The 25,076-nt window shown below is 63.7% G+C and carries 21 protein-coding genes and 1 tRNA gene; 15 read left to right on the forward strand and 7 right to left on the reverse strand.

Going from position 1 to position 25,076, the window contains the following annotated elements; translation table 11 throughout:
• Positions 1-33: 33 nt before the first annotated feature.
• Positions 34-1,158, reverse strand: coding sequence for a THUMP domain-containing class I SAM-dependent RNA methyltransferase (locus ACXAJV_RS10375; protein WP_475085027.1), 1,125 nt, complete (start codon positions 1,156-1,158; stop codon positions 34-36).
• Positions 1,159-1,401: 243 nt separating this feature from the next.
• Between ACXAJV_RS10375 and egtB the strand changes: the two genes are divergently transcribed.
• The 4 genes from egtB (at position 1,402) to ACXAJV_RS10395 (ending at position 5,925) form a co-directional block, all read left to right on the forward strand.
• Positions 1,402-2,673: an ergothioneine biosynthesis protein EgtB gene (gene egtB, locus ACXAJV_RS10380; protein ID WP_475085029.1), complete on the forward strand. Its 1,272-nt coding sequence runs from the start codon at positions 1,402-1,404 to the stop codon at positions 2,671-2,673.
• A gap of 56 nt (positions 2,674-2,729) precedes the next feature.
• Positions 2,730-3,641, forward strand: coding sequence for an L-histidine N(alpha)-methyltransferase (gene egtD / locus ACXAJV_RS10385; RefSeq protein ID WP_475085030.1), 912 nt, complete (start codon positions 2,730-2,732; stop codon positions 3,639-3,641).
• Positions 3,642-3,907: 266 nt separating this feature from the next.
• Positions 3,908-5,044, forward strand: a complete 1,137-nt coding sequence (locus tag ACXAJV_RS10390; RefSeq protein WP_475085033.1) for a hypothetical protein — start codon at positions 3,908-3,910, stop codon at positions 5,042-5,044.
• Between the two features lie 89 nt (positions 5,045-5,133).
• Positions 5,134-5,925, forward strand: coding sequence for a response regulator (locus tag ACXAJV_RS10395; RefSeq protein WP_475085036.1), 792 nt, complete (start codon positions 5,134-5,136; stop codon positions 5,923-5,925).
• Between the two features lie 12 nt (positions 5,926-5,937).
• On the opposite strand, the gene ACXAJV_RS10400 is transcribed toward ACXAJV_RS10395, so the two are convergent.
• The 5 genes from ACXAJV_RS10400 to ACXAJV_RS10420 all read right to left on the reverse strand — a co-directional run bounded on the left by ACXAJV_RS10400 (position 5,938) and on the right by ACXAJV_RS10420 (position 11,833).
• Positions 5,938-6,324, reverse strand: a complete 387-nt coding sequence (locus ACXAJV_RS10400; protein ID WP_475085039.1) for a response regulator — start codon at positions 6,322-6,324, stop codon at positions 5,938-5,940.
• On the reverse strand, positions 6,312-9,068 hold the full coding sequence (locus tag ACXAJV_RS10405; protein ID WP_475085042.1) for a PAS domain-containing protein: 2,757 nt from the start codon (positions 9,066-9,068) through the stop codon (positions 6,312-6,314). Before ACXAJV_RS10405 ends, ACXAJV_RS10400 begins: the two co-directional genes overlap by 13 nt.
• Before the next feature lie 457 nt (positions 9,069-9,525).
• Positions 9,526-9,616, reverse strand: a tRNA-Ser gene (locus ACXAJV_RS10410).
• A gap of 190 nt (positions 9,617-9,806) precedes the next feature.
• Positions 9,807-11,027, reverse strand: coding sequence for an acyl-CoA dehydrogenase (locus ACXAJV_RS10415; RefSeq protein WP_475085044.1), 1,221 nt, complete (start codon positions 11,025-11,027; stop codon positions 9,807-9,809).
• Entirely contained in the window at positions 11,024-11,833 is an 810-nt protein-coding gene (locus ACXAJV_RS10420) for an enoyl-CoA hydratase/isomerase family protein (RefSeq protein ID WP_475085046.1), read from the reverse strand. The genes ACXAJV_RS10415 and ACXAJV_RS10420 overlap by 4 nt, the downstream gene beginning before the upstream one ends.
• A 143-nt stretch (positions 11,834-11,976) precedes the next feature.
• On the opposite strand from ACXAJV_RS10420, the gene ACXAJV_RS10425 reads away from it, so the two are divergent.
• Genes ACXAJV_RS10425 through ccmI form a run of 5 tightly spaced genes read left to right on the forward strand, consistent with a single transcriptional unit; the run spans position 11,977 to position 17,309 of the window.
• Positions 11,977-13,437 (forward strand): sodium/proline symporter, encoded by a 1,461-nt coding sequence (locus ACXAJV_RS10425; RefSeq protein ID WP_475085048.1) that lies wholly within the window; start codon positions 11,977-11,979, stop codon positions 13,435-13,437.
• Positions 13,438-13,475: 38 nt separating this feature from the next.
• On the forward strand, positions 13,476-15,464 hold the full coding sequence (locus ACXAJV_RS10430) for a heme lyase CcmF/NrfE family subunit (protein ID WP_475085050.1): 1,989 nt from the start codon (positions 13,476-13,478) through the stop codon (positions 15,462-15,464).
• Positions 15,461-16,003 carry a DsbE family thiol:disulfide interchange protein gene (locus tag ACXAJV_RS10435; protein ID WP_475085054.1) on the forward strand — a complete coding sequence of 181 codons (543 nt, stop codon included), beginning with the start codon at positions 15,461-15,463 and terminating at the stop codon, positions 16,001-16,003. Before ACXAJV_RS10430 ends, ACXAJV_RS10435 begins: the two co-directional genes overlap by 4 nt.
• On the forward strand, positions 16,000-16,473 hold the full coding sequence (locus ACXAJV_RS10440) for a cytochrome c-type biogenesis protein (RefSeq protein ID WP_475085057.1): 474 nt from the start codon (positions 16,000-16,002) through the stop codon (positions 16,471-16,473). The genes ACXAJV_RS10435 and ACXAJV_RS10440 overlap by 4 nt, the downstream gene beginning before the upstream one ends.
• Positions 16,470-17,309 (forward strand): c-type cytochrome biogenesis protein CcmI, encoded by an 840-nt coding sequence (gene ccmI / locus ACXAJV_RS10445; RefSeq protein WP_475085060.1) that lies wholly within the window; start codon positions 16,470-16,472, stop codon positions 17,307-17,309. The genes ACXAJV_RS10440 and ccmI overlap by 4 nt, the downstream gene beginning before the upstream one ends.
• Here ccmI and ACXAJV_RS10450 read toward each other — a convergent pair.
• Positions 17,306-17,557 carry a hypothetical protein gene (locus tag ACXAJV_RS10450; RefSeq protein ID WP_475085062.1) on the reverse strand — a complete coding sequence of 84 codons (252 nt, stop codon included), beginning with the start codon at positions 17,555-17,557 and terminating at the stop codon, positions 17,306-17,308. The genes ccmI and ACXAJV_RS10450 overlap by 4 nt on opposite strands.
• A 258-nt stretch (positions 17,558-17,815) precedes the next feature.
• On the opposite strand from ACXAJV_RS10450, the gene ACXAJV_RS10455 reads away from it, so the two are divergent.
• The 6 genes from ACXAJV_RS10455 (at position 17,816) to ACXAJV_RS10480 (ending at position 25,075) form a co-directional block, all read left to right on the forward strand.
• Positions 17,816-19,417, forward strand: a complete 1,602-nt coding sequence (locus ACXAJV_RS10455; RefSeq protein WP_475085064.1) for a sensor histidine kinase — start codon at positions 17,816-17,818, stop codon at positions 19,415-19,417.
• Between the two features lie 106 nt (positions 19,418-19,523).
• On the forward strand, positions 19,524-20,432 hold the full coding sequence (locus ACXAJV_RS10460) for an acyl-CoA desaturase (protein WP_475085067.1): 909 nt from the start codon (positions 19,524-19,526) through the stop codon (positions 20,430-20,432).
• 206 nt (positions 20,433-20,638) lie between these two features.
• Complete coding sequence (locus ACXAJV_RS10465) at positions 20,639-21,805, forward strand: acyl-CoA dehydrogenase family protein (RefSeq protein WP_475085069.1); 1,167 nt, start codon at positions 20,639-20,641, stop codon at positions 21,803-21,805.
• A gap of 25 nt (positions 21,806-21,830) precedes the next feature.
• Complete coding sequence (locus ACXAJV_RS10470) at positions 21,831-22,970, forward strand: acyl-CoA dehydrogenase family protein (RefSeq protein WP_475085071.1); 1,140 nt, start codon at positions 21,831-21,833, stop codon at positions 22,968-22,970.
• A gap of 23 nt (positions 22,971-22,993) precedes the next feature.
• Entirely contained in the window at positions 22,994-23,788 is a 795-nt protein-coding gene (locus ACXAJV_RS10475) for an SDR family oxidoreductase (RefSeq protein WP_475085073.1), read from the forward strand.
• 48 nt (positions 23,789-23,836) lie between these two features.
• Entirely contained in the window at positions 23,837-25,075 is a 1,239-nt protein-coding gene (locus tag ACXAJV_RS10480) for an acyl-CoA dehydrogenase family protein (protein WP_475085457.1), read from the forward strand.
• Position 25,076 lies beyond the last annotated feature (1 nt).

Here is a 25,076-nt window from a genome sequence, read left to right on the forward strand (position 1 = left end):
CCGCCAAGCCCGGGGGTAGGGAAGATGTGATGACTATTTAAGCGTGCCGGTCGCGTAGAGGCGGACCTTCAACCCGCCATGATCCACAGGCCGGCCGGGCGCTGCGAAGGGGAGCCGCGTGGCGCGGGCCAACGCCGGATCTGTCGTGATCAGCCCGACCCGCCAGCCGGAAAACCGGCTGCGCAGGACTTGGCCGAGCGTGCCGTGCAGGGTCACCAGGGCGGCTTTCTTGCCGATCCGGCCACCATAGGGCGGATTGACGATCACCAGTCCGGGTGGTCCGTCCGGGCGCTGCAAGTCTGCGACCGGGCATTGCGTGAAGCTGGTCCAGTCCTCGACACTGGCCCGGGCCGCATTGGCCGTGGCCATGCGGATCGCACCGGCATCGCGGTCGGAGCCGGAAAAGCGCAAGGCTCCGGGAGAGGAAGCCGCCGCCAGCGCCTGCGATTTCATTGCGTCCCACGCGGTTGGGTCGAACGTGGCCAGTTTCTCGAAGGCAAAGTCGCGCGAACGCCCGGCCGGCAGACCGGCCGCGATCTCGGCGGCCTCGATCACGAAGGTTCCCGAGCCGCACATCGGATCAAGCACGGGTTCGTGGCCGTCATAGCCGCATTGGCGCAGGAAAAGCGCAGCCAGGGTCTCGCGCATCGGTGCCTTGGCGACGGCTTCTTTCTGGCCGCGGCGGTGCAGGAGCTCGCCGGACGTGTCGACGCTGAGCGTGCAGACATTGTCCTCGATGCGCACCCGCACGCAGACCGGCGCGGTTTCCTCGACCGTCACGCCAAAGCTTTCGCGCAGCGCGGTCTCGACGCGCTGGGCCGCGGCGCCTGCATGATAGATTTTCGAACGGCGGCAGCTGGCCTCGACACGCACTGGCACGTCCTTGCGCAGGATCTGGCCCCAGTCGAACTTGCGCGACAGCTTGTCCAGCTGCGACAGGTGGACGACCCGGAAGGCCCCGATGCGGGCCAGGATGCGGCTGGCGCCGCGCACCATCAGATTGGCCCGCCAGACATCCGGCCACCCGCCCTGCAGGATGACACCGCCCGGTGAAGCCATGGCCCCTGTGAAGCCGCAAACGTCCAGTTCGGCCGCGAGGGCGGTTTCCAGGCCGGGCGCCGTCGCCAGAAAAATCTCGAATGTGTCGTGCGTGCTCATCCCCTCTGTTTAACGGCGTTCAAGGGCGGGCGCGACGCTGCCGTGCGGTGGACGCGGAACCCGAACCTCCTGACACCGTTGTGAACGGATAGGCCGGACAAGGCCCGGTTTGCGGGAGGTTGCGGTTGCATGCTGCGACCTCACCTGTTTGTGTAGACCGATCCCGGCATCGCGGCCTGCAAGGGGGTGGATATCCCTCCGGCGCTCCGCTATGCGGACGCAACGAGCGCGACGGAGCAGGCGATGGCACACGACATCTCCGAGACGATCGAAGACCGTATCCAGGCTCTGCGGCCAGGTGGTGGCGAGACCGGTGAACCGGCCCGTTTTTCAAGAGCCGTCAGCGCGGTTGACCGGTTCGCCCGTGTGCGCGGCCGGACCGTCGCCCTTGCCGCGCCGTTGAGCGATGCCGATGCGACGGTCCAGTCGATGCCCGATGCCAGTCCGGCCAAATGGCATCTGGCGCATACAAGCTGGTTCTTCGAGGAATTCGTGATCGCCCCGGAGCGTGGCGAGACTGCGCGGTTCAACGCGGACTATGCCTTCCTGTTCAATTCCTATTACGACGCCGTCGGCGACCGGCATGCCCGGCCGCATCGCGGCATGCTGACCCGGCCGGCGCTGGAGGCTGTGCTCGCGTATCGCCAGCATGTTGACCGTCACATGCACGCGCTGCTCTCGGCTGGCAATGCGCGTGCGCTTGCCATGCTGGAACTGGGCCTGGCTCATGAGGAACAGCATCAGGAACTTTTCCTGACAGACATCCTCCACCTGTTTGCCCAGAACCCGCTGAAGCCGGCTTATGACGCGGACGCACCGCAACCTCTGCCCGTCGCGGGTGAGGCGGACTGGATGGCTTTCGAGGGCGGGCTGGCCGCCATCGGCAGCGATCCGGACAGGTTTCACTATGATTGCGAAGGCCCGGTACACGAGGCAAGGCTCTACCCGTTCGAACTGGCCAGCCGCGTCGTGACCAATCGCGAATGGCTCGAATTCATGGCCGATGGCGGCTATGCGCGCCCGGCTTTCTGGATGTCGGACGGTTTTGCGGAATGCCAGGCCGGGAGCTGGCAGGCGCCGCTCTACTGGTTCTTCACGCCGGATGGCTGGCACACGATGACCCTGCGCGGGGCGCAGCCGGTCGATCCCGATGCGCCGGTCTGTCATGTCTCCCACTATGAGGCCGACGCCTTTGCCCGCTGGGCCGGGGCGCGCCTGCCGACCGAGCAGGAATGGGAGCATGCGGCCCGGACGGCGGGACAGGGCATGCTGCACGGGCTTTACACCGATGTCTGGGAATGGACGTCCAGCGCCTTTGCGGCCTATCCCGGCTATCGCCCGCCGGATGGCGCGATCGGCGAATACAATGGCAAATTCATGAGCGGCACGATGGTGCTGCGTGGTGCCTCCTGCGCCACCGCCGAGGGCCATGCGCGTGCCGGCTACCGCAATTTCTTTCACCCGGCGAAACGCTGGCAGTTCGCGGGGCTGCGGCTGGCGCGCGACACAGGCTGACGCGGCGGGCCATCCTGTCTTCTCTATCCACCCAGATCACCCCAAGCGGAGAAATCATGCTGGACGATGTTCTCGAAGGCCTTTCCGGCCGCCAGAAAACGCTGCCCTCGCGCCTGCTCTACGATGCGCGTGGTTCGGACCTGTTCGAGGACATCACGGTGCTGCCGGAATATTATCCCACGCGCACCGAGAGAGCGATCCTGACCGAAGCGGCGCCGGACCTGTCGCGGCGGATCGGGGCCGGGGCTGTTCTGGTGGAGTACGGCGCCGGTGCGTCGGTGAAGACGCGGATCCTGCTCGACGCCCTGGAAGCGCCGGCCGGCTATGTGCCGATCGACGTGTCCGACGACATGCTGGCCAAGACCAAACCGCTTCTGCAGCAGGATTACCCGGATCTGCCCATCCATCCCGTCGTCGGCAATTTCCTGGTCCCGCCGCCACTGCCCGACATCGATCCGCGGGCGCGCCGGGTCGGCTTCTTTCCCGGTTCCACCATCGGCAATCTCGACGATGCCGATATCGCGACCTTCCTTGCCGGTGCCGCCGATGAGCTGGGACCGGACGGGCTTCTGGTGCTTGGCGTCGATTTGAAGAAGAGTCCGGACATCCTGATCCCCGCCTATGACGACGCCCAGGGCGTGACAGCGGACTTCAACCGCAATCTTCTCGTGCGGATCAATCGCGAGCTGGGCGCCGATTTCAACCTCGACGCCTTCCGTCACGAGGCGCGCTGGAACGAGGCGGACAGCCGGATTGAAATGCATCTGGTCAGCCTTGCCGAACAGAGCGTGACGGTCGGCGGCAAGCGCATCGACTTCGCCGCTGGCGAAACGATCCACACGGAAAACTCCCGCAAGTTCGACAAGGCGCAGATCGAAAACCTCCTGGCCGCCAGCGCGTGGCGCATCAGCAAGGATTACCGTGATGCGAGCGACCTGTTCTCGGTGCTGTTGCTGGAGTGCAGATAGTTCAGCGCGTGCAGATGAATGGCCATAACCGGTCTTGTCAGGTCTCGTCCCGGGTGGGCTGTATGCCCCGGACGGAGTAGCCGCCAGGGTCCGGTTTTTCTGAGCGATGGCGATCGCCGGCAGGCAGGGGCGTCGGGATTTGATCGCTGCGGCGCCATCGCGCTTGCTTGCGTAACCGATACCGATTTGTCATCAGAAATTACCACGGTAAACGTGCGGGCTCAGCCTACAATCTTTGCTGGAATTTGAGAACGAGCGGGATCGGCATGAACGGGTGGCTTTCAAGCGGTGATACGGGAATCGGCGGGAATCCGGCGATCTCGGCGGGAGCCGTGATCGAACTCGCCATCATTGTCGTGCATCTCTACATTCTCAATCTGCTGTTGACGAACGCGATGTCCGGTTCAACAGAGCGCCGGGCCTGGCGGCGCTGGGTGCTTGTCGCTGCTCTTGCAGGCGGGCTGCTGCAGACCTTCCATTCTCTGGCGGTGACCCAGCAATCCGCTGCGTGGCTGTTGTCTCTGTCACTGGGACTGGGCGGCAGTATGTCTTTGCTGGCCGTGGCGGCCGGGCGTATCCGCATGACGAACGCCGTCATGGGCAGCCTGCTCATACTCTGCTTTGTGGGAGCCAGCAGTCTGGCCTTGTTCGGGGCCGGTGCCACGGGACTCTCGTCCAGCGGCGCGTTGCTGTTGATGCCGGAAACCTTCATAGCCGCGGGTGGGGTGGGCTATATGATCGCTGCGGCTATCGCGCTCAAGCTCGACGCGGCAGCGCGGCGCGAACTGGTCGCCTTGTCGGCCTATTGTGCCTGTATGGCGGTGGCTTGCCTCGTACTCGTCCTTGTCAGTGACTACCAGGCCGCACACGCATGGGCATCGCTGCCACGTTTCCTGGCCGGAGGCGCACTCGGCTTGTTCGCGTGGTCCAGCTATCAGCTGGCAGGGCGCCCGGGCCGTCGAGCTCCGGCGCCACTCACGATGGCACAAACGGCCAGCCCGGCTGCGGTGGAAAGGCCATCCATTCTCGCGGTTGATGATGATCCAGCGGTTCTCGAGCTCTTGCAGGCCACGTTCGGCGAGCTCGGAACGGTCTCCTCTGCCACCACCCGGCGAGAAGTGGAAGCACACCTGGCGGATGGCAATATGCCCGATCTCGTTGTGCTTGACCTGCACCTTGAGGACGGGCGAGCGCACGACCTGGTCCCGGCCTTTTTTGGTGATGTCCGCGCTGCAAAACGCTTGTTGATCTATTCGGTCGACCGGTACCCGTCACGATTCCTGCCAAGCGGTGCGCAATCGCTGCTGAAAAGCGAAACACCCATCGATCGCTTGCGCGATATCGCGGCAGGCGTGCTTTCGGCACAATCCCGGCCCGGTCTCCCCCTGTCCGCGACGGGGTAAGTTTCCGCGCGCCCGATTATGTCAGCACGTATGTCGCGCGTTAACCATCCGTCCGGATACTGTCTCGTCAGCCCCGTCGGAGAAACTTCATGCCATCCAGCGCTGCCGAAAAAGTCGTCCGAAGCTATTGCGACCGCTTTCCGGGACAGTTGATCGCCTTGACCCAACTGCTGGATGGCAATGGACGTGGCGGTAGTGAAACCGCCCGAGCCAAGCTGCAGCAGATTGCCGCGGAGGCGCACAGGATGGCCGGTGCCGCCCATTGCATGGGATTCGGTTTTGTGGGCTCCGAGTTCATGCAGATCGAAAAGGAAGCTGAGCGACTTCTTCAATCTGATGAATCGCTTGATGCTGGCCTGGTTCACATCTGTGAGAAGCTGGAAAGCATCGTTCGGTTCCGGCGGCACGTCCGGGTGGAGAATTCGCGCCTGCTGCGTCGTGGCGACGATGATATCGACTTTGTCGACGAGATTCCGGTTGTTACTGACAGGGAACTCTTTGCGTCACAACGGGTCCTGTTTGCCGACGATGACGCTGCCGTCCGTGCACTCATGCGCGCCTTGCTGATCGATATCGGCATCGGTGAAGTCCAGACTGTCAGGTCCGGAGAAGAGGCGCTGGGCGTTGCCCACAGTTTCGACCCGACAATCCTGATCTCCGACTGGCAGATGCAGCCGATGGACGGGCTGGAGCTTCTGACCCGGATCCGTACCGGGACCACGAATCTCTCCAGCAATACACGGATCATCTTCCTGACATCGCGGAACGGGGTGAAGGACGTACGGCAAGTTATCCGCCGCGGTGTCGATCATTTCCTGATCAAACCTTTCACCCAGGACATTATCGCCCAAGCAATCGCCAAGGTCGTGAAACGCGATTGAACCCAGTGGCCCTTAGTGGTTGATCCCGTTCCAGATATCTCGAATCTGGTCCGGCAGAGTGATCGGGTCAAAGGGTTTCAGGAGAGTCGCCTGGGCGCCCGCATTCCTGTACTCCTCGACCTCGTGTGCCTGCGCCTTGGCGGTCATGAAGATCACAGGGAGATCGGCCAGCGTGTCGTCGCTCCGCATACGGGCCAGAACTTCCAAACCGTTCATTCCCGGCATCATCATGTCGAGCACCACGAGCTGCGGCGCGAAGCCGGCCAGTCCCGCCAATGCCGCAGGACCGTCGTCGAAGAGCGCAACTTCGAACCCGCCGATATCCGTGAGGGCCAGCTCGATAATGGCCTGGATGTCGAGATCGTCTTCGACACACGCGATGCGGGTCAGTTCGGCCATGAGCGGCCTCCTATTGCTTGGCCCGGGCGTGGAGAAGCCGCGAGTTCCTGCACGATGCGGGATTTCAGCTCGTCCAGCCCGATTTTCGATTTGACGTAGGCACCGCGCACGAAAGGCCAGTCTTCGCGCGGTTCAAAATCCAGAACCGAGTAGATGACGACGGGCGGCTTCCTGCCCGGCGTCGAAGCAAGGTGTTCCAGCAAGTCCTGGCCAGTCTTGTCGGGGAGCTCCAGGTCAAGCAGTACGAGATCATAGCGCTTGCGGGTGAGCAGCATGTCGGCATGCTGGTGTGACCCGGCAATCTCGACATTGGCGACATCCGCGAAGGCGTGGCGTACAAGACTGGCCGTATCCCGGTCGTCTTCGACATGGAGAATCCGCGGCAATAATGAATTGCCACGCCCGGGCGCAGTGCCGGACCGGTTGCGGGTGATCTCCGGAACCGTGATCTCGAAGCAGGCGCCCCCTTGTGAACTATTGCTGACGGCAATGCTTCCGTCGTGTGCCTTCATAATGGCCTTGGAAATCGCGAGGCCCAGACCTGTCCCGCCCTTGGCCCGTGTGTCGCTGGAATCAACCTGTGTGAAGCGGTCGAAAATGCGTTCGAACTCGTCCTCCGGGATACCGGGGCCGCTATCTGTCACCGTGACATGGACCAGACGGTTCGCACGGAAAGCCCGCAGCCTTACCACGCCCCCGTCCGGGGAAAATTTGGCGGCGTTGGACAAGAGGTTGGTCAGGACCTGGATGTAGCGGTCGGAGTCGGCATTGATGTCCGCCATTTCACTGTCGTCGATGAACTCGACCGAAATGCCCCTGTGGTCTGAATCTGACCAGAACTCATCGACCGCCCGCTGGACGAGGAGCGCAGCCGGCTGCTGGCGCGGTGTCATTTCGATCCTGCCTGACTCGACTTTCTCGATATCGAGGAGGTCGTTGATCAGCCTGACCAGCCGGTCGCCACTGCTCTGGGCAATAGCGAGCAGTTGCCGGGCCTTGTCCGACATGTCCCCATAGCGGCCCGAGCGTATCAATCCGAGCACCCCCATGATCGAGGTCAGCGGGGTACGCAATTCATGAGACACGGTAGAGACGAATTCCGATTTCATGGTCTCTGCGCGCTTGCGATCGTCAATATCAAGGATGGTGCCGATAAAGCGCACCGGCTTTCCGGCATCATCCCAAACGGCCTGACCTGTTCCCAGGAACCAGCGATAGGAACCGTCCTTGACGCGAAGCCGGGCTTCCTTTTCGTAGGGCGCACCTGTTTTAAGATGCCGCTGGATAACTGCTGTGACGCCGTCCTTGTCGTCGGGATGGATGCGTTCCAGAAAGTTCGAAGCCGAGGCGGGTATTTCGCCCGGCTCATAGCCCAGCAGCCGGTAGTGCTGGTCTGACCAGATGTGATCGTCCTTGGACAGGTCCTGCCAGTCCGAAATGCCGACACCGGACCCGGAGACGGCCAGGGCGAGCCGTTCTTCACTCAGGCGCAGCTCGGCGAGTACCGCCTGCCGGCCAAGCTCGTTGCCCAGCCAGCTGGAAACCAGTTCGATGATCTCGCGATCACGGCGGCTGAACGCCCGGGGGCGGGGCTGCGGGCTGGAGAAATTGAGTGTGCCGAAGCGCTTGCCATTCACGAGCAGGGGAACGCCGATATAGGCCTCAAGACCGAACGCCTGGTAGCAAGGATGCTTGCGGATCTCGCTCTGAGCCACATGGTGGAAAGCCTGTGGGCCGTCAGAGTTGAGTACGTGCCAGCAATAGGTGTTTGAAAGATCGAAGCGTGTGTCTGGCGCGATTTCATCGTTGGGGCAGGCCGCATGGCGCACAATATAGTCATTGTCACGGATTTCGGAGAGAAGACCGAATTGCATCCCGAAATAGGCCGTTGTCTTCTCGAGCACCTGCCGGATTTTTGTCTCATGCGCGAGTGCAGTATCCATCAGGAGATGCCAGATATCCTCGCGGAACAGGTCCGACATTCGTTCTTCTGTGATGTCCCGGAAGATGCCGAAAATAGCGGCTGGCTCTCCATCTGCGTCGAGCCGGCATTCGCCCCGGGAGTCGACCCAGCGGATTGAGCCATCCGGCGCGACAATCCGGCGCTCGAACGCGAATGTTTCCTGGTGGTCAATTGCGCGCTGCACACAGGCCGCGACGTATTCGCGGTCCTCGGGATGATAGGCGTCGATGCCTTCCGCGAGTGTGGGCGTGTAGTCGCGACGGTCCCGTCCGTGAATACGGTAGACTTCGTCCGACCAGTAGACCGTTTCCTTCTGGAGGTCGACAAACCAGTGACCAATTCGTCCGATGCTTTCCGTCAGTTCCAGCCAGTCGCTCTTGCGGCGGTGTTGCTCGATTATTTCGTGCCGCTCCGAGATGTCCTTGATGAAGCAGAAATGGCCGGTGAGCTCACCATTGCCACCGTAGTCGGCAACGATGGTAACCTGCTTGTAGAAGATACTGTTGTCCGGTCGGACCCCGCGCGCCTCCCGCTTCGCCTCTCCGGTGCGGCACATCTCGTCATATGCTGCGGTCATCGCAGGCACGTCTTCGGGATATACCGTGGTCTCCCAGGCCTCGCCGATCATCGCCTCCGGCGTACGGCCGGATATTTCAGCGTAGCGCGGGCTGACATAGGTGTAGCGCCCATCAGGCCCGATTGTGGCAATCCCTTCGGCGGTATGTGCCATTGCACGTAGCAGGGTTGCCGTGTCGGGGGCGGAGGTCTTTGCTGTGCTCATGATGCTTTGGCCGGAAGGTTTGGGTGAACAGGCGAAAGGCGCGTCGCGCCGCCAGCGGTCATCGACGTCATGACGGGAGGCCGCTGCCCGATGCGGCCCGGCTCGGCGCGGCGTTCTTGTCCGGGAAGCCGTGTCCCGCCTGTCATGGTTCCGGTTCTCGTCGGCATCGGCAATCGCCTCTTCAATTCTGCACGGTCTTGATTCCGATTATTGCGACCAGCGATTCTTCAGAGGTTAACCAAGACGGATAAATGCAGAATATATTATTCCGGTTGCAGGTGGCAGGCGGCGCGTTCTGCTGAGGGAGCGGCCTGACAGGCGTTGGCTGCAGCAAAGCCTGTCAGCAAACGTTGCAGATTATCCCGACGGCCTGCCCCGCGCGCGGTCCACCCCGTTTTGGCAAGACGCCGACACAACGCCGTGCCGGCTTCCGGTTTTCTATCTGCAGTGAGGATAGTGGCGGAGAGGATGGGATTCGAACCCACGGTGCGCTTTTGACGCACACTCCCTTAGCAGGGGAGCGCCTTCGACCACTCGGCCACCTCTCCACGTGCCGGTTTAAAGGGCCCGGAGCGGGGCATCAAGTGCGAGGTGCGGCTGCTGTACATCCCAGCGCATCTGCTCCTGCAGCATTTGCGTAGTCGCGATCGCGGCTCGCACGCGAACGGCAGCTGACCGGCCTCGTTTGAGGGCTCAGTCCCCGGTCAAAGCCTGTTGGTGCGAGCCGCAAAAACGCGATCAGAAAAACGCCTGAAGCCCGGTTTGCGCGCGCCCGAGGATGAGGGCGTGCACGTCGTGGGCGCCTTCATAGGTGTTGACGGTCTCCAGGTTCACCATGTGGCGGATCACCTGGTATTCCTCGGAAATCCCGTTGCCGCCGTGCATGTCGCGGGACATGCGGGCGATATCCAGCGCTTTGCCGCAATTATTGCGTTTGACGATGGAGATCATCTCCGGCGCCGCTGCGGCCTCGTCCATCAGCCGGCCGACGCGCAGGCTGGCCTGCAGGCCGAGCGAGATCTCGGTCATCATGTCGGCGAGTTTTTTCTGGTAGAGCTGGGTCTGGGCGAGGGGACGGTTGAACTGTTTGCGGTCCAGCCCGTATTGGCGCGCCGCGTGCCAGCAGAATTCCGCCGAGCCCAGGGCGCCCCAGGAAATGCCGTAGCGGGCGCGGTTGAGACAGCCGAACGGGCCTTTCAGGCCCGAGACGTGCGGCAGCAGCGCATCTTCGCCGACTTCCACGCCGTCCATCACGATCTCGCCGGTGATCGAGGCGCGCAGGGAAATCTTGCCGCCGATCTTGGGCGCGGAGAGGCCCTTCATGCCCTTGTCCAGCACGAAGCCGCGGATCTTGCCGTCATGGGCTTCCGATTTGGCCCAGACGACGAAAACATCGGCGATCGGGGAGTTGGAAATCCAGGTCTTCGACCCGGTGAGGCGGTAGCCGGTGGCGGTCTTTTCCGCCCGGGTCTTCATGCCCGCCGGATCGGACCCGGCATCCGGCTCGGTCAGGCCGAAACAGCCGATCCATTCGCCCGAAGCGAGCTTGGGCAGGTATTTCTGGCGCTGTTCTTCCGAGCCATAGGCATAGATCGGGTACATCACCAGGGAGGACTGGACCGACATCATCGAGCGATAGCCCGAATCGACGCGCTCAACCTCGCGGGCCACCAGGCCGTAGGCGACATAGCCCAGACCGGCACCGCCATATTCTTCCGGCAGGGTGCAGCCCAGAAGGCCCTGTTCGCCCATTTCGCGGAAGATGGCCGGGTCGGTCTTTTCCTCGCGGAAAGCCTCGATCACGCGCGGCTGCAGCTTTTCCTGGGCGTAGGCGTGTGCCGCGTCGCGGACCAGGCGTTCTTCCTCGGTCAGCTGATCGTCGAGGCGGAACGGGTCCTGCCAGTCGAAACCGGCCAGATCGGGTGCATCCTTGGCCTTGATGGCGGGTCTGTCGTTCATGGCTCGTCCGTCCCCTTGTGGATGTCGGCTCCTCCTTGCGAGAAGTCCGGTTTTCGCTTGTCGAGGAAGGCACGATAACCCTCCTTGAAATCCGCACTGGTAAAGGCATTGGCGAACCAGGCGCGGGTTTCGTCCGTGTCGTGGTCCTGACCCTCCAGGACGCGTGAAATCATCTTCTTGGTGTATGTGGCGGACAGGGGCGACATGTCCAGAAGACGCGTGCAGTAGGCGCGGGTTTCCGGCTCCAGGCGCGCGGATTCGAATTTCCGGTCCAGCAGGCCGACGTGCTCCGCCTCGGCCGCATCGAGCTGGCGCGCGGAAAACAGCATGTCCTTCGCCATCGATCCGCCGACCGCATCGACCAGCCTTTTGGTGTCGTTGAACGGGTAGAGCAGCCCCATCTTGGCGGGCGTGATGGCGATGCGCGCCGTGTCGTCGGCAAAGCGCAGGTCGCAGGCCAGGGCCAGGCCGCAGCCGCCGCCGATACAGGAGCCGCGGATCATCGCGACCGTGGGATGGGGGAACTCGGCCAGCGCATCGAGGGCGCGGGCGATGCTGGCCGAATAGGCCTCGCCGCGCTCGCGCGTGGCGTAGATCTCCTCGAACTCGGAGATATCGGCGCCGGAGGCAAAATGATCGCCCTGGCCGCGCACAATCAGCACGCGGCAGCGCTCGGCCAGCGTGTCGAGCAGGTCCGGCAGGCCGGCCCACATCGCTTCGGTAAAGGCGTTGCGCTTGCCCGGACGGTTGAGCACGAGTTCGGCGATATCGCCATCATGACGGATCAGGAGCGGTTCGGTTTCCATCGGGCCTGTTGCGGTCGAAAAGAGCGCCGCCGGACGGCGGCTTTGTACTGGCTTGCAAACCAGCTTAAACCGGCGGGCGGGGGAGTTGAAATGTGCGGGCTGCGTTTTGCGTCGGCGCCGCACATCTTGCCGGGGAGGGCAGGATGAACGGGGATAATCTGATCGTTCTGGTGACGTTGATTGCCTACAAGCTGGTGCTTGTGGGCGTCGGGGTCTGGGCCTCGCGGCGCAATCGCACCGAGGGGGATTTCTTCCTGGCGAGCCAGGGGCTGGGCGCCTGGGTGGCGGGCCTGTCCTATGCCGCCTCGACATCCTCGGCCTGGGTGCTGCTGGGCTTTTCCGGCTTTGTCTACGCTAACGGGCTCTCGGCGCTGTGGATGGTGCCGGGCATATGGGGTGGATATGTCGCCGTCTGGCTGTTTTTCGGCCGCCGCTTGCGGGCGGAAACCGCCGAGCGCGGCCATGTCACGCCAACCGACTTCCTGACGGCGGGGCTGGCGGATCGGTCCCGCGCGCTGATCGGCATTCTGGCGTCGGTCTTCATCCTGTTCTGCTTCATCTTTTATATCGCGGCCCAGTTCGGCGCTGCCGCGGTCGCCTTCGAGACCCAGTTTGGCCTCGGTGTCACGGAATCCGTTCTGATCGGCGCAGCCATCGTGCTGCTCTATTCACTGCTCGGCGGCTTCTGGGCGGTCAGTGTCACCGACATGCTGCAGGGCGCGCTGATGGCCGTGGTTGCCGTGGCTTTGCCCGTGACGGCGCTGATCGCCGCGGGCGGTTTCGGCGGCATTGCCGATGCGCTCTCCGCGACGGCCCCCGACGGCTATCTCGACATCACCGGCGGGCATGCCGGTTTCGTGCTGATCGGATTTGTCCTTGGCGTGTGGGGCGTGGGCGTCAATGCGATGGGCCAGCCGCAACTGATCTCGCGCCTGATGGCGGTGAAGGATGAGCGCGCGCGCATGCGCGGCTTCACCATTGCCATCGTCTGGGCGATCGCCGTGTTCACCGGCATGACTATACTGGGCCTGGCCGGACGGGCCATTGTCGGCGGGGCAGCCGATGGCGAGGCGCTCTTCTACACACTGGCAGACCGGCTCCTGCCGCCGGTCCTGGCCGGGCTCGTGATCGCAGCCGTCCTGTCGGCGGTGATGTCGACGGTCGACTCGATCCTGCTCTCGGCCTCCGCAGCCGTCTCCCACGACATGCGTCTCTCGCGGCGCTTTGCCGGCAAGGAAGTGCTGGTCTCGCGCATCGTCATGGCGGTAATCGCCGGTGTCGCCGTCTGGATGACGCTGAGCCTGCCCGCGACGATCTTTGCCCGTGTGCTCTTTGCCTGGTCGGCCCTGGGCGCCGCCTTCGGCCCGATCATCGTGGTACGGGTTCTGGGCCTGGAGCCGAAAGCGTGGGCCATCGGGACGGCGATGTGTCTCGGCTTCGGGCTGACGGTGTTCTTCAACGCGCTGGGTGCCATGGAACCGGGAACTCTGGGCATGCTCGGCGATTGGGCGAGGGCGCCGGGCGATCCGGCCGAGCGCATCCTGCCCTGGGTGCCGGCGCTGGCGGTGTTGTGGTGGGGATCGCGCCAGACTGCGACACCGTGAACCTTGACCTTTGGCGCGGTCTGTAACACCTCCCCGGCATGATTGCTGAACTCGGGCAGTTTGCCCTGATCCTGGCCTTTGCGGTGGCGTTGGCCCAATCCGTCCTGACCTTCATCGGGCTGCGCACCGCAGACCCGGCCATTCACGGTTTCGCCCGTGCCGGATCGATCGCGCAATTCGTGCTGATGCTGACGGCCTTTGCCTGTCTGACCGTGCTGTTTGCCGTGTCGGACTTTTCCGCCCTGGTCGTTGCCGAGAACTCGCACACCGACAAGCCCTTCATCTACAAGCTGACCGGCGTGTGGGGGAATCATGAGGGCTCGATGCTGCTCTGGGGCCTGATCCTCACGGCCTACACCGCAGCACTGGCCCTGTCGGCGAAACCGGTCGAGGCGCGGCTGGTCTCGCTGACCTTTGCTGTCCAATCGCTGGTCACCGCGGCGTTCACGGCCTTTCTTCTGTTCACCTCCAACCCGTTCGCCCGGCTCTGGCCGTCGCCGTTGAACGGGCAGGACCTCAATCCGCTGCTGCAGGACCCCGGTCTCGCCTCGCACCCGCCCATGCTCTACGCCGGCTATGTCGGCTTCTCGATCACCTTCTCCTTCGCGGTGGCGGCGCTGATCGAAGGACGGGTCGATGCACGCTGGGCGCGGATCGTGCGGCCCTGGGCGCTGGCGGCCTGGAGCTTCCTGACGGTGGGCATCGCACTGGGTGCGGCCTGGGCCTATTACGAGCTGGGCTGGGGCGGCTGGTGGGCCTGGGACCCGGTCGAGAATGCCTCATTGATGCCCTGGCTGGCCGGCACGGCCTTCATCCACTCGCTGCGTGTGATGGAAAAGCGCGACACGCTGAAAGCCTGGACGATCCTGCTCGCGTTGATGACGTTCTCCCTGTCGCTGGCGGGGACCTTCCTGGTGCGCTCCGGCGTGCTGACCTCGGTCCATGCCTTCGCGGTCGACCCGGAGCGCGGCGTCTTTATCCTGGGCATACTGATCGCGGTGATCGGCGGATCGCTGGCGCTTTACGGGCTGCGGGCCTCGCATCTCAAGCCGACCGGCGTATTCTCCGAAGTCAGCCGCGAAAGCACGCTGCTGATCAATAATCTCTTCATCGGCGCGGCCTGTGCGCTGGTCTTTTTCGGCACTTTCTACCCGCTCTTCATCACCACCGTTTCCGACGAGACGATCACCGTCGGCGCGCCCTTCTTCAATGCCACCTTCAACCCGATGATGGGCGTGCTTTTCATCCTGGTTCCGGTGTCCGGCATGCTGGCCTGGAAGCGCGGCAAGCTGAAACCGGTCCTGCGCAAGCTTATGCCGGCCCTGGTCGCAGCCCTGGCCGCGGGCGTGCTGGCGCTGTGGATCGCCGACCGGACGCGGATCGCCGGCGCGCTGGGCACGGCGCTGGCCGTGTGGGTGGGGATCGGTGTGCTGATCGACATCGCCCAGCGTCTCAAGCTCGGTGACATTCCGCTGAAAGCCTCGCTGTCCCGCGCGATCAATCTGCCGCTGGGTATCTGGGGCATGGCGGTGGCGCATTTCGGTCTCGCCATCACGGTGTTTGCCATCACTGGCGTCAGCGCCTGGAAGCAGGAGACGAGCGCTTTCCTGATGCCGGGCCAGAGCCTCCAGATCGCGGGCTATACCGTCGAGCTCGACGATGTCCGCCGGTTCGACGGCGCGAATTACGTGGCCGAGGAGGGGCGTTTTGCCATCTCCCGCGGGCAGCGCGATGTGGGCGAGCTGGTGGCCGAGCGCCGCTTCTATCCGGTGCGCCAGATGTCGACGACCGAGAGCGCCATCCGCACGCGCGGGACCGGCGATCTCTACATCTCCTTCGGTGAGCCCTCGCGCGAGCGCGGCTGGCCTGTTCACGTCTACATCTACCCCTTCGCGATGTGGCTGTGGATCGGCTCGGCAATCCTGACCCTGGGCGGTGTGTTGTCGATCGCGGATCGCGGCCGGCGTGCCCTGACCGCGCGCAAGGCGGCAGTTGCGGCCGGGACCACACGGGAGGCTTCGACATGAACCGGCTCTTCCTTTTCCTGCCGCTCGCCCTCTTTGCCGTGATGGCGGCCTATTTCGCCCTCGGGCTGCGCGAGAATCCGGGCGAGATTCCATCCCAGCTGATCGATCGCGAACTGCCGGTCTTCGACCTTCCGCCGATCCAGGGCCATGAGACGGGACTGGCGAGCGTGGATCTGACCGGCGAGGTGAGCCTGCTGAACGTGTTCGGTTCCTGGTGCCCGCCTTGTGCGATCGAGCATCCGATGCTGATGCAGATCAGCCGCTCGGGTGTCGTGCCGGTCTATGGCATTGACTGGAAGGACCCGCCGGGCGCGGGCACGCGCTGGCTCGAACGCAACGGCAATCCCTATGTCCGTATCGGCAATGATGCGGAGGGCCGCGTGGCGATTGATCTGGGGATCACGGGGGCGCCGGAAACCTTCATCATCGACCGGGCCGGGCGCGTGCGCTACCGCCATGTCGGTGTGATCACGCAAGACGTCTGGGAGCGCACCCTCTTGCCCTTGGTCGAACACCTGCAGGCGGAGGACATGCCATGAGGCAGATGCTTGCCGCCATGCTCGCCGGGTTGATGTTGTCTGGCAGCGCTCTTGCGTCGCCCGGACCGGAGGAGCGCATGGAGGATGCCCGGCTGGAAGCCCGTGCGCGGGGCCTATACGAACAGTTGCGTTGCGTGGTCTGCCAGAGCCAGAGCATTGACGATTCCAACGCGCCGCTGGCCGCCGACCTGCGCGCCGTGGTGCGCGAGCGCCTGCTGGCGGGGGACAGCGACGCCGAGGTGAAGGCCTATCTGCAGGACCGCTATGGCGATTATGTGCTGATGCTGCCGCCGGTTCAGGGCAATACGATTGCGCTCTGGCTGTTCCCGCTGGTGGTGCTTGCTGGCGGCGGCATCGCCATCTTCGCCTTTGTGCGCGGGCAGCGCCGGGCCATGATGGCCGGTGACGAGACGGGCGAGAGCGATGAGACCCGTGCTCGCGCCCTCTCCGACGAGGAGGGGCTGTCATGATCTGGTTGCTGATTGCCGTGATCGCCTCGCTGGTGGCGCTGGGCCTGATCTTGCCCGTCATGCGGCGCGAGACCGTGGGTGCCGCGTCCGGACTGAGCGTGTTTTCCGGTCAGCGCGAGGAGCTGCGCCGGGATGTCGATCTCGGTCTGGTCGAGCCCGGCGAAGCGCGTGCTGCGGAGCTCGACATCCGCCGCCGTGAACAGGCCGCGCTGGAGCGTTCCGGCGAGGTGGCCGCACAGCCCAGTCGGCGGCTGCGTCTCGCGATCATCATTGCCAGCATGATCACGGTCATGGGGGCGGTGCTGATCTACATGCAGATCGGGTCGCCACAGCTCGCCGGCCGCGCGGCGCCGGCGCCCATGGCAGACATCCCGGACGAGATGCAGGCTGTGCTCGATGAGGTCGACGCACTCGCCGCAGACCTGATGGCCAATCCGGAGGATCCGCGTGGCTGGGTTGTGCTGGGTCAGGCCTATTTCACGCTCGGACGGTTTGACGAGGCTGCGATCGCTTTCGAGAACGCGATCAACGGGGCTCCGGACAGCGCTTATCTGTTCGCATTCCTGGGCCAGGCCTATCTGTTTGCCGAAGGGGGCGAGATGTCGCCGCGGGCACGCGAGGCGTTTTCACGGGCGCTTGATATCGATCCGCAGGATGTCCGTGCACGCTTCTTTCTGGCCGAGGCGCGCTATCAGGATGGCGCGCGGGGCGAAGCCATACGCGCCTGGCAGACAATGCTGGATGAGGCGCCGGAAGACGCAGGCTACCGGGCGATGCTGGAAACGCGCATCCTGGAGGCGGAAGCGCGGGACGCTGCGGCGACTGACGCCAACTAGCTGACGGTGTTCTCCAGATCGTTCTGATCCGCCCAGACATCGCGATCGGGATGATCATTCTGGGCCGGGCGGTCGTCTTCGCTGCGGGCCCATTTTATGAAGAGGGCGAGCTGCCGCTCCGCTTCAAGATAAATATGATCGGGAACATTCGCCCGCGCCGCTACGTCGTCGCGTACGGATTGCGGAAAGCTCATCGCCAGCGCAGCAGCCCCGACAGTTCCGGCCAAAAGCAGCAATCCAGCTTTCATAGCGTCCCCCCACAGGAATCGAACAAAGAGTATCCTTACGAAAACGTAAGAATGGCATCAGGTCTATCCCGAGAAACGATAAATCGGACAAGGCCCTTCATATTTGACGCGCTCTTGCATCCGATGTGCAGACGCGATCATTGGTCGCGCGCGGTCTAATAAAGCATCACTCAACACAGCTTCTGTTTTCGTGCCTGTTTGATACCTTGTTGATGGGCAAGGATGTGCGACGGGTCCCCGACCTGTCCGGATAATGGTATGGCAGAGTTCGAGACGGGAGCGTCGGCCGGCGCGCTTGCGCGAGCGCAGGCGCTGGTGCTGGCGTTGGTAAAAGACAGTGCGGAGGCCGGCCGGGATCATGATCTGGCCGTGCGGCGGCTTCTTTCGCGCATTGTCGACTATTTCGGTGTCGAGGCCGGCTTTGTCAGCGAGATTTTCAACGGTATTGCAACGGTCGAGACCGTCGCGGGCGAGACTGGCGATATCGCCCCGGGCGCTGTCGTGCCGATTGCCGGCGCCCCCTGCGAACATGCCCTGCAAAGCGACCGGCCCGTCGTGTTGACGCGGCCGGATGATGATGCCGTGTTGGCTCGCCTGCCGGTGGACGGGCTGGCGACCTATATCGGCGCGCGCCTGCTGGCGGGTGGCCAGGCCCACGGAACGGTGTGCTTGGTGGGGCTTGAAGCGCGCGTGGGCGGTTGCAGTTCTGTCGAGCTTGGCGTGTTCGAGACGGCCGTGGCTCTTATCGGCCAGCATGTCGCGTTGCGGCGAGCGGACGAGCGGTATGATCTGGCCATGCGGGGCTCGAATGCCGGTTTCTGGTATCTCGATGTGCGGCGAGGAGAGGTGACCCTGTCGCCGCGTTTTCTAGAGATCATGGGGCTGGATTCGACGATGACGGCCATGTCCCTGGACACTTTTCTGTCCCATGTTCACCCGGATGACCAGGCCGCCGTGCAGGCTGCGATCGTGCGGCATTTCGCGGAGCCTGTACCGTTCGATGTCGAACACCGCATGAACCGGCCGGATGGTCACAGCGTCTGGGTGCATGCGCATGGCGATTCGCTGCGCAGCGCAGACGGGCGGCCGGTCCGGATGGCGGGCTCCGCCCATGATGTCACGGATCGCCGCGCCGCCGAGGAGATGGCGGCTGCGCATGCCGAGGCGCTGAAGGCCTCCAATGCCGAGCTGGAGCGCTTTGCCTATGTCGCCTCGCATGATCTGCAGGAACCCCTGCGCAAGGTCCGTGCTTTCGGCGATCTTCTGCATCGCGACTATTCCGATCGGCTCGACGCCCGCGGCCACAAACTGCTCGACACGATGATCGATGGTGCCGGGCGGATGCAGAAACTGATCCAGGACCTCCTGACCTACTCACGGTCGGCCCATGTCGCGATGTCCATGCAGCGACTGGACATGGAAAAACTCGTTGTGGACGTGGCCACCGATTTCGAGCTCGCTCTGGCTGAAACCGGCGGCACGCTTTGCTGGGACCTGTCGGGGCAGCTCACAGCAGATCCGGTGCTGATGCGCCAGCTGGTCGCCAACCTTGTCGGCAACGCGGTGAAATACCGGGATCCGGACCGGCCGCAACGGATCGAACTGTCGCTGGTGAATGACGAAGCCGGGAATGCGGTCTTGACCGTTCGTGATAATGGCATCGGGTTTCCATCCGAGCATGCGGCGCGCATTTTCGAGATATTCACCCGTTTGCATTCACGCGGCGATTATCCCGGCACCGGGGTCGGTCTGGCGCTTTGCCAGCGTATCGCCGAGCGTCATGGTGGACGCATCTGGGCAGAGGGACGGCCGGGCGAGGGCGCAGCCTTCCACGTTCATCTGCCGACCACGGAGCAATAATTGAAAACCACACTGCAGGCATTCCGAGATTGACCCGGGGCGCTTCAATGCGGACATTCCATGTGACGAGTCCCTCCGGGGCCCCACTTATCGATGAGTAGACCCCATGAATCTTGACCAGCGGATCCTTTCGCGTTCCGAGGCCATCCTGAAATCCTGGCGTACCCTGAACTGGGCCAGCGCCTTTTCCGCCTTCATCTATCCCGCGCTCGGCGTGGCGATGATGATCACGATGGTCGTGCTCGGCCTGGCGCTGAACGGACTGACCCTGCACTGGTGGTATGCGCCGCTCTGCCTGGGCGTGATCGGCCTGTCGATCTTCCTGTGCAATCAGGGCATCGGCCCGCTGCACCGGATCTGGCAGCATCGCGCCGGCGAGATCAAATGGCCGGCCCAGGTGATCATCATGTTCAACTGCATCCTGGCGATGCAGGGCTCCTTGAAGGACTGGGTGAACTACCACTCCCAGCATCACCGTTTTGCCGACAAGCCGGGAGACCCGCACAATCCGCTCGAAAGCAAGGCCTGGGCCTGGGTCGGCTGGATCCTGTGGCGCGACGAGAAGGACCTCGCCCGCCCGATGCCGCTCTGGCTCAAGGAAAACGCGGTCGTGCGTTTCGCCGACCGTTTCCACATCACCCTCTCTCTGGTCATGCACCTCATTATTCCCGCGATCATCTATCTGATCGTGGCACTGAGCGGCGGTTCGCTGATTCTCACCGCGTTGCTGCACGCCAGTGCCGTGATCGGCCGCGCGATCCAGTTCCACGCCACAACGCTGGGCGTGAACGTGTTCGGTCACATGCAAACGCCCAAATGGGTCGACTATCTGCTGGCCCTGCTGACTGGCGGCGAAGCCTTGCACGACCATCACCATGAATTCCCGCAATCCGCGCTGCACCTGCCGCGCAAGGGCATCTGGAACCGGATCGTGGATTACAACGGCACCATGCTGCTGGTCCTCCACCGGCTTGGCCTGGCCAAGAATCTGCAGATTGCCCCGCAATTCGCGTGAGGCGCCACACTTTCGCTTGAGAAAAGCCCCGGCCGCACGGCCGGGGCTTTTTTGTATCCGGGTTCGCAGCTGTGTCATGACGTGGCTGCGACCAATTTTCCCCTGAAATCGCCGCACAGCCCCATGGACGCCCTGCTGCAAGGACGCTAACGTCTTCGCAAGTGCATCATACCGAATGCTCGAAAATAATCGATAAAGGGGAGATCATGGCCGATCTTGAAACCTTCCGCGCCGAGGTGCGGGACTGGCTTGAAGCTAATTGTCCCGAAGAAATGCGTCAGCCCATCGAGGGCGAGGACGATATCGTCTGGGGCGGCAAGCAGTTCGAGTTCACCGAACCGCAAAAACTGTGGCTTGACCGGATGGCGCAAAAGGGCTGGACGGTTCCGGAATGGCCGAGCGAGTATGGCGGCGGCGGTCTGGGCAAGGCCGAGGCCAAGGTGCTGCGCGAGGAAATGAAGCGCATCAAGGCGCGCTCGCCGCTCAATTCCTTCGGTATCTGGATGCTCGGCCCGGCGCTGCTGAAATACGGCACGCACGAGCAGAAGCTGGAACACCTTCCCAAGATCGCCCGCGGCGAGATCCGCTGGGCCCAGGGCTATTCGGAACCCAATGCCGGTTCAGACCTCGCGGCGCTGATGACCCGGTGCGAGGACAAGGGCGACCACTACCGCGTCACGGGCCAGAAGATCTGGACCTCCTATGCGGACAAGTCGGACTGGATCTTCACCCTGGTGCGCACGGATTTCGACGCGCCCAAGCATGAGGGGATTTCCTTCGTCCTGATCGACATGGATCAGCCTGGCGTGACCACGAAGCCGATCAAGCTGATCTCCGGCAAATCGCCCTTCTGCGAGACCTTCTTCGACGAGGCGCGGGCGGAAAAGCACAATCTGGTGGGCGAGCTCAACAAGGGCTGGTCGGTGGCCAAATACCTCCTGACCCATGAGCGCGAGATGATCGGCGGCATGGGCTCCGGCTCGATCCGGCCGATGGGCGATGTCGCGGTGCAGCAGGTCGGGCTCGACGAACACGGCATGCTGGCCGATCCCATGCTGCGCACCGATGTGGCGCGGGCCGAGATTGACGGGCTCGCCTTCATGGCGACGATGGAGCGCGTGGCCGACGAGGCCAAGGCGGGGCAGGGCGTGGGCGCCAATTCCTCGATGCTGAAATACTACGGCACCGAGCTGAACAAGCGGCGGCTCGAGCTGATGATGGACAGCGCCGGTTCGGCCGGGCTGGAATGGGATGCCGAGGACGATGTGGCGCGGCATTGGCTGCGCTCGAAGGGCAATTCCATCGAGGGCGGCACCTCCGAAGTGCAGCTCAACATCATCGCCAAGCGCATTCTCGAACTGCCGTCGGCCTAGCCGCGCACCTGGAAGGAGTATCACCATGGCCATGGTGCTGAATGAAGAAGCCGGCATGCTGAAGGATGCCGCGCGGGGATATCTCGCCGCGAGCGCCTCGGTGGCGCAGCTGCGGCAATTGCGCGACAGCGCGTCGGAGGACGGATTCGACCGCAAGACCTGGGCGGCGATGGCGGAAATGGGCTGGACCGGCGTGCTGGTCCCCGAAGCGCATGGCGGCGTGGAGATGGGGCATGTCGCCGCCGGCGTCATCGCCGAGGAAATGGGCCGCAACCTGACCGCCTCGCCCTATATCTCGACCGCGATCATGGGGGCCACGGCGCTCTCGCGCTTCGGGTCCGACGCGCAGAAGTCGGAATGGCTGCCGCGGATTGCGGCTGGCGGGGCGATCACCGCCCTCGCGGTGGATGAGGGCCGCAAACACAATCCGTCCAGCGTGGCCGTTTCCGCCGAGCGCTCCGGCAATGGTTTCAAGTTGAACGGCCGCAAGACCTTCGTCGCCGAAGGTCACGTCGCCGACATGCTGATCGTGTCCGCCCGCACCGCCGGCAGCGAGACCGAGGCCGAGGGCATCACGCTCTTCCTCGTGCCGCGGGATGCCGCCGGTGTCACGGTGGAGCGCAAGGATACGGTCGACAGCCGTCATGCGGCCGATATCGCGCTCGACAATGTCGAGGTGACGGCCGACGCGGTTCTGGGCGAGGTCGATAACGGGCTGGGCGCTTTGGAAGCCGTTCTGGACGCGGGCCGTGCCGGTCTGTCGGCCGAGATGTCGGGCTCTGCCCAGCAATGCCTGGACAGCACGGTCGGCTATCTGAAGGAACGCAAGCAGTTCGGCCAGATCATCGGCACGTTCCAGGCGCTGCAGCACCGCGCAGCGCATCTCTATTCCGAGGTCGAACTGGGCAAGTCGATCGTGCTGAAAGCCCTGCAGACGCTCGACGCGGCGCCGGATCATGCTGCCATGATGGTCAGCGCAGCCAAGGCCAAGCTCGGCCAGGTCGCCCAACTGGCTGCGCGCGAAGGCGTGCAGATGCATGGCGGCATGGGCATGACCGATGAATTCGATATCGGCTTCTACATGAAGCGGGTCCGCGTGGCCGAGGCGCTCTATGGTGACGCCAATTACCACGCTGACAAGTTCGCCCGCATGCGAAAGTATTGAGGCCGGTCCACCGGGAGGACAAGATGGACTACACAAACAAGGTCGTCGCGATCACCGGTGGTGCGCGCGGCATCGGCCTCGCCATGGCGCAAGCCTTCCATGCAAAGGGCGCGAAGATCGCGCTCGCCGACCTCCAGGGTGCTGAAGAGGCGGCCGAGGCCTTCGGCGGCATCGGCGCAACGGTTGATGTGACCAGGGAAGCCGATATCGCGGCCTTTCTCGATCGCGCCGAGGCCGAGCTCGGCCCCGTCGATGTCTATGTTTCCAATGCCGGCATCCTGCGTGCCGATGCCCCCAGCTGGGATGCAGCAGGCGCGTCGGACAAGGATTGGCTGGATAGTTTCGAGGTCAATGTGATGGGTGCTGTGCGCGGTGCGCGCCAGGTCTGGCCGCGCATGAAACCGCGCGGCGGCGGGGTGTTCATCCTGGTCGCTTCGGCGGCCGGTCTGCTCGCCCAGATCGGGGCCTCCTCCTACACGGCCAGCAAGCATGCTGCGGTCTCTTTCGCGGAAAGCCTCGCGATCACGCACGGCGATGACGGGCTTCAGGTGGTCTGTGTCTGCCCCCAGGCGGTCCGTACGGCCATGCTGGGCGATAATTCCTCGGACGGTGGTATTGCTGGCGCTGATGGCGTCGTTGAGCCGTCCGATGTGGCGGCTGAGGCGATTGCCGCGATCGAGGAAAAGCGCTTCCTCGCGCTGCCGCATGCCAGTGTCGCCGGCTATGAGGCTGCCCGCGCGACCCAGCGCGACCGCTGGCTGGGCGGGATGCGGAAGTTCCGCCGGATGATGGTTGCCGAGCGCGGCCGCCCGGTCTGACAATTCAACGAGAAACGACAACAGCCAGGACGATAAAGGGGAGTAATGATGGATCTGGGTATGACGGAGCGGGTACGCCCGCTGGTGGAACAGGTTCGCGCGATGATTCGCGACGAGGTGATGCCGCTGGAAGAGGCGTATCACGCCGAGATCGGCAAGGCGGGCGACCGTTTCGCCTTTACCGACCGCCAGACCGAGATCCTGGAAAGCCTCAAGGCAAAGGCGCGCGAACGCGGCCTGTGGAATTTCTGGCTGACGGGTTCAGATCGCGGCTACGGCCTCACAACGGTGGAATACGCCTATCTCGCCGAGGAAATGGGCTGGTCACACCTGGCCGCGGAGACGTTCAACTGCTCCGCGCCGGACACCGGCAATATGGAAGTCATCGAGCGCTACGGGAATGCCGAGCAGAAGAAGAAATGGCTGGAACCGCTACTCGAGGGCAAGATCCGCTCGGCCTATCTGATGACCGAGCCGGACGTCGCCTCTTCTGACGCCACCAATATCGCCTTCAAGGCCGAGCTGGATGGCGATGAGTGGGTGCTCAATGGCGAGAAGTACTGGGCCTCTGGCGCCGGCGATCCGCGCTGTTCAGTCTATGTCCTGATGACCAAGACCGAGGGTGATGACGCCCCGCGCCATGGCCGCCACTCGCAATTCCTCGTCGAGGCCGGCCTGCCGGGAATCGAGATCCTGCGTCCGATGACGGTGTTCGGTCATGACGATGCGCCGCACGGCCATATGCATATCAAGTTCACCAATGTCCGAGTGCCCAAGGATGCGCTGATCCTGGGCCGGGGCCGCGGGTTCGAGATTTCCCAGGGCCGTCTGGGGCCGGGCCGTATCCACCACTGCATGCGCGCCATCGGCCAGGCCGAGCGGGCGCTGGAACTCCTGTGCCGCCGCTCGGTTTCGCGCACCGCTTTCGGCCAGCCGCTGGCCAAGCTGGGCGCCAATCGCGACATCATTGCGGAACGCCGCATGGCGATCGAGCAGGCGCGCCTTCTGTGCCTGAAAGCCGCCTGGATGATGGACCAGGGCGATCCGCGCGCGGCGGCGCCGTGGATTTCCCAGATCAAGGTGATCGCACCGCGTGTGGCGCTGGATACCGTGGATGAAGCCATGCAGATGTATGGTGGTACGGGGATTTCCCAGGATACGCCGCTGGCCATGATGTTCACCGGTCTGCGCACGCTGCGCTTTGCCGACGGACCTGACGCGGTGCACCGCATGGTCATCGCCCGCAAGGAGCTCAAGCGCTACATCAACGAATCCATGGAGAGCTGAT

It is taken from the genome of Maricaulis sp. ABE4_448 (assembly GCF_056160825.1).